Here is a 4,339-nt window from a genome sequence, read left to right as displayed (position 1 = left end):
TTGATGAATTAATTTTATCAATATCTGTGGCTTATTTTTTCAGAGTCAAACATGACATATGCTATATTCTCTCTGTGATAATGATTTCTGTTATAGAAACGTGGACTTTTTCGTTAATGTATATTGATAATGTTGTATTGATTACTTTTGTGATTATGACACATTTGATTTTACTGATGCTGATTGATAATGATAATATTATCCAAAAGTTATCGTTCATATTGTTTTTTATGTTTGTTCTACTATGTTCAAATTATCTTCCTCCATATGTTTATTCAGTGGTAAATGGTGTAGTTCTAATTAAGTCAAATGAAATACACATGAATTTTATTACACTGATGTTTTTATCTAGATTTATATTTGCTAATTTTGCTTTGTTCTTTTGTACTTATTTCAAAAGAAGAAATTATAGTTTTATAACCGATAAATACCAAATTGTTATTGCAATTATGTTAGACATGATTTTTATTTTCACTTTACTAGGTGAATCATTGGTATATGAAAGTATGTCTAGAATTGTTGTATTAATTATTATGTTCCAGTTGATCATTTTATCGGTATTGTTTTGTGTGCTTTACAATAAAATACATATGGAAAATAGAGAAAAAATAGAATTGATAAGAAAAATTTCAAAACTGGAATATTTGAGAATGAATCGTGATAATATAAGTCATATGTATGATACAATCGTTTCAAAAGAACATAGTATGATTTATTTTTTAAGGAAGATTAAAATGCTTCTTAATTGTAAAGAGTATAATAATGAGAATACAATCAATTTGATAGATGAAGAAATAAGTAAGATTGTATCGTATAGATTTATTTCTAATACAGGTAATCCTAGTTTTGATATTGAAGTAGCCAATAAAATAAATTTACTTAAAGAAGAGGGTTATGATTTTAAAATTATTTTCATGATAGGTATTGATTCAGCAATCAATAATAAGAATGTTATTGAATCAGTAAATCAATTTATTGATTTTGTTTCTTTATACTCAAAATCAAAAAAGATAGAATTAAGAATAAAGAAGCAAGATAATTTATTGCTTATAAAAGCAATATCACTATACAGTGCTGGTATTCCAGATAGATATCATAGGAGATCAATAGATGGCACGGAATCAGAATCACTTAATGAAGTGATTTATTTATGAAAGGAAAAATCATATGGAAAAACAAATGAAATGTAGTCATTGTGGACAGGTATTTACTACTATTCCAGATAGAAATAGCTTTGGAGAAGTATGTCTATGTAATACCTGCCTGCAACAAGTACCTAATCTCACAATCACATCAACTAAACTGAAAAGTACTCATCTTTCTACAAAGCAGCTGGATGAAGCTATTCAGGCAATTGATCAACAGTTAGATAAAGGTTATTTTTCTCAAGATATCAAAGAAGGAATTCATACATATTTTGACAAGTATTATAGACAACGTCAAAGTATGGAAGAACAAAAAAAATCACCTCAAAACTAGATCAAATCATAGAAAAAAATACTTCTAATGATTCGATGACGGAAGATAAGTTCACAGAATTATTGGAAGAAAGAAATAATGATTATAATTTAGATTCCATTTTAGAATGTAATGATCTCTATGAATATGATGTAGTCACTGTTCATGATTCTCAAGGTAGAACAGATACAAATAATTTAAAGAAAACATTAATCAGATATAGTGTACAGGGCTGGAGACTAAAGGCAGCTTTCGCAAATGAAATAGGCAGTAATATGGTAGGTGGTGCTATTGTAGGCGTTGGTATAGGAAGCAATAGTACAAGTGCTGAAGTTGTGTCTATTTCACTTAAGGAAGCATATTATGAATATCGTTATGTTGTTATTGATGAATAAGATAACCTGAGATAATTTTATATTAAACTGACCATACTTTTATTTAATATTTTTTATAATTTTTATCAGTATTATGGAGTACTTTAATGTTGTATGCTATCATATTTATGAAGTTAAAGTTTACTTAATGAAAGGAGGAGATTCCATTGGTTACATTAACTAGTAATACAAACATAATGAATCTAATAATTAAAAATGCAAAAGAAAGGAAATCTTATAGGTTATTATTATGAAATATTGTCTTCACTGACTATGATTATAGGAGTGAGCCTCTCTACTATCACAAGTGTAAATGCGTACAATTATAATAAAAACGCATTCGAAAACACTGATGAATTAAAAATTATCTACAATCAGATAGCGAAGAAAGAAAAATCAATTAATGCATGTTCTCTTGATGGTCAAGCTGTTTATACATGGGGATACCCTACTACAAAAGGCAGAATACTAGTCACAGGAGACGCTTATAAAAATCTGATTCCTACTGGTCATGCAGCTATAGTCTATTCACAAAATAGAGTTGTTGAAGCTTTATCCAATGGAGTTGTAACTGGTAAAAATGATTGGAATAAAAGCAAAAATACATGCTGGGGACTTTATGTGACAGACGTAACAGAAAATCAAGCAAAAAAAGTCGCAGATTGGTGTTATTCACAAAGAGGCAAACCATATAACATTAAGTATTATGATGTAAATACAAGATCAAAATTTTACTGTTCTCAACTCATATGGGCTGGATTTAAAGATAAATACAATGTAGATTTAAACACTGGTCAATATGGCGCAGCAGTGCATCCTCTTGAATTGGTCTCAAGTGATAAGACAATGATTCTTTATAAGAAGTGATTACAATGAAAAAAACAATTTTAATAATTACCACAGTCTTACTATTCACAGGATGCTCATTCTCACAATCACAAAGCAATATCCATTATACATTTGGTGTGATTGAAACTTCTTCTGCAAGAAAATATACTGTTATTAAATATTATAATGATGATGGTAAAAAAGTTGCTTCTACAAAATTGGATGAGGCTCAAGTAGGCACATCATTCAACACCACAAGCTATCATGATGGTTATGCTTATATTAATAATATCGGTCTTCAAGGACATAAGAATCCTCAAAATATTATTCAGATAAAAGGAAATTCTACTGAAGTGAATAAGCTTCATTTACCTGGAACAGCCATTGATGCAGTCAGTGCAGATGATCACTATTATTATGGTGTATCTAATCTTAATGATTATGGTTATCTAACTCAGATGAATTTTAAAGAGAAAAAAGTAAATGAAATAAAAGAAAAATCTCGTTTCTCTTATATGGTTGTTCCAAGTCATTCTAAAGTATATAATTTTGTAGATATTGAAAATGATATTGCATGTGATATCTATGATCAAAATTTAAAACGACTTAAAAGTATTAGTCTTACCCAATATGGAGATAATATTTGTAAGTACTATACAGATAAAGATACATTATATTTTTCATTTAATAACCAAAATAAATATATTGGTCAATTAAACATGAATACAGATGAATTAAAAATCATTGATATGCCTTATAGCTATGCTGATAATATTTATGTAAATGATGGAAAAATCTATGTTTCTTTCTATAATCTTGTTTCAAATGAAGGCAATAAGATTTGTGTTTTTGATCAAGATACGCATCAATTAGAAAAAACATATACCTTGAAGCATCATCTTGATATGATTGATTTTAATGGTTCTCATGCTTATATTCTATCTCGTAATGAGCATGATAAATACAGTGTTAATATCTACGATTATAAGAGTGACTTTAAACAAGTAAAAAGAATAAGTCTGCCAAAGAAAAAAACTTATAATTATCTTATTTATTATTCAACCCTTTTTATCAATCCTAGTCTTAAATAATCCACGTTGACAAACTAAATGGGCTCCGCGTCAATAGCGGAGCCTGTCTATCTAATACTTTTTTTATAACTAGAAGGGAGACTTCTATGTGGCATATATCTTTTATGGGTAATAAAAAAAATCAAGAATTCAAAAATGACGTTTTACCCAAAAATTCAAAAAAAATAACAAATAATTCTTTTTGGATCAATGGGAAATTTTTTTCTTTTATTCTAATAGCAATTATAATTTCATTTACATTTTATAATTTTTTTACCCACCCAATTAAAAACCATTCTATAACAGAACTAATATTATGCATTATAATAGGTATTATATTTTTGATTCCTATATTTTTAGTACACGAAATATTGCATGCAATTTGGTTTCCAAAAAAAGCAAAAAAAGAGTTATGGTATGAAATTAATAGAAATTCACTATTTTTATTTTCTTTTCAAATATATTCGAATTGCCCATTAAAAAGAAATAGATTTTTATTAATGCTTCTATTTCCAAAATTGATATTAGCATTAATTCCATTATTTCTTTGGTATTGTGGTATCGTATTTTTTTCACCATTTATATCAAGAATTATAGGTAGTCTTTTAA

6 protein-coding genes are annotated in these 4,339 nt (G+C 27.4%); all 6 read left to right on the top strand.

Going from position 1 to position 4,339, the window contains the following annotated elements:
- A partial coding sequence (locus ACT8VG_RS07910; protein ID WP_444195573.1) for a hypothetical protein occupies positions 1–1,154 on the top strand: 1,154 nt, incomplete at its 5' end.
- A gap of 13 nt (positions 1,155–1,167) precedes the next feature.
- The gene (locus tag ACT8VG_RS07905) at positions 1,168–1,479 is read left to right on the top strand and encodes a hypothetical protein (RefSeq protein ID WP_444195572.1); all 312 of its coding nucleotides are present in this window, start codon (positions 1,168–1,170) and stop codon (positions 1,477–1,479) included.
- Between the two features lie 35 nt (positions 1,480–1,514).
- Positions 1,515–1,853 carry a DUF4177 domain-containing protein gene (locus ACT8VG_RS07900; protein WP_288686685.1) on the top strand — a complete coding sequence of 113 codons (339 nt, stop codon included), beginning with the start codon at positions 1,515–1,517 and terminating at the stop codon, positions 1,851–1,853.
- A gap of 195 nt (positions 1,854–2,048) precedes the next feature.
- Positions 2,049–2,699, top strand: a complete 651-nt coding sequence (locus ACT8VG_RS07895) for a YiiX/YebB-like N1pC/P60 family cysteine hydrolase (RefSeq protein ID WP_444195571.1) — start codon at positions 2,049–2,051, stop codon at positions 2,697–2,699.
- 5 nt (positions 2,700–2,704) lie between these two features.
- The gene (locus tag ACT8VG_RS07890) at positions 2,705–3,751 is read left to right on the top strand and encodes a hypothetical protein (RefSeq protein ID WP_288706637.1); all 1,047 of its coding nucleotides are present in this window, start codon (positions 2,705–2,707) and stop codon (positions 3,749–3,751) included.
- Positions 3,752–3,837: 86 nt separating this feature from the next.
- A partial coding sequence (locus tag ACT8VG_RS07885) for a metalloprotease family protein (protein ID WP_444195570.1) occupies positions 3,838–4,339 on the top strand: 502 nt, incomplete at its 3' end.

Origin of the sequence: Catenibacterium sp. (assembly GCF_052354645.1) — a bacterium.
Lineage (GTDB): Bacteria > Bacillota_I > Bacilli_A > Erysipelotrichales > Coprobacillaceae > Catenibacterium > Catenibacterium mitsuoka_A.
Note: the sequence above shows the minus strand (reverse complement) of the source record. Positions and strands in the feature narration are given on the sequence as shown.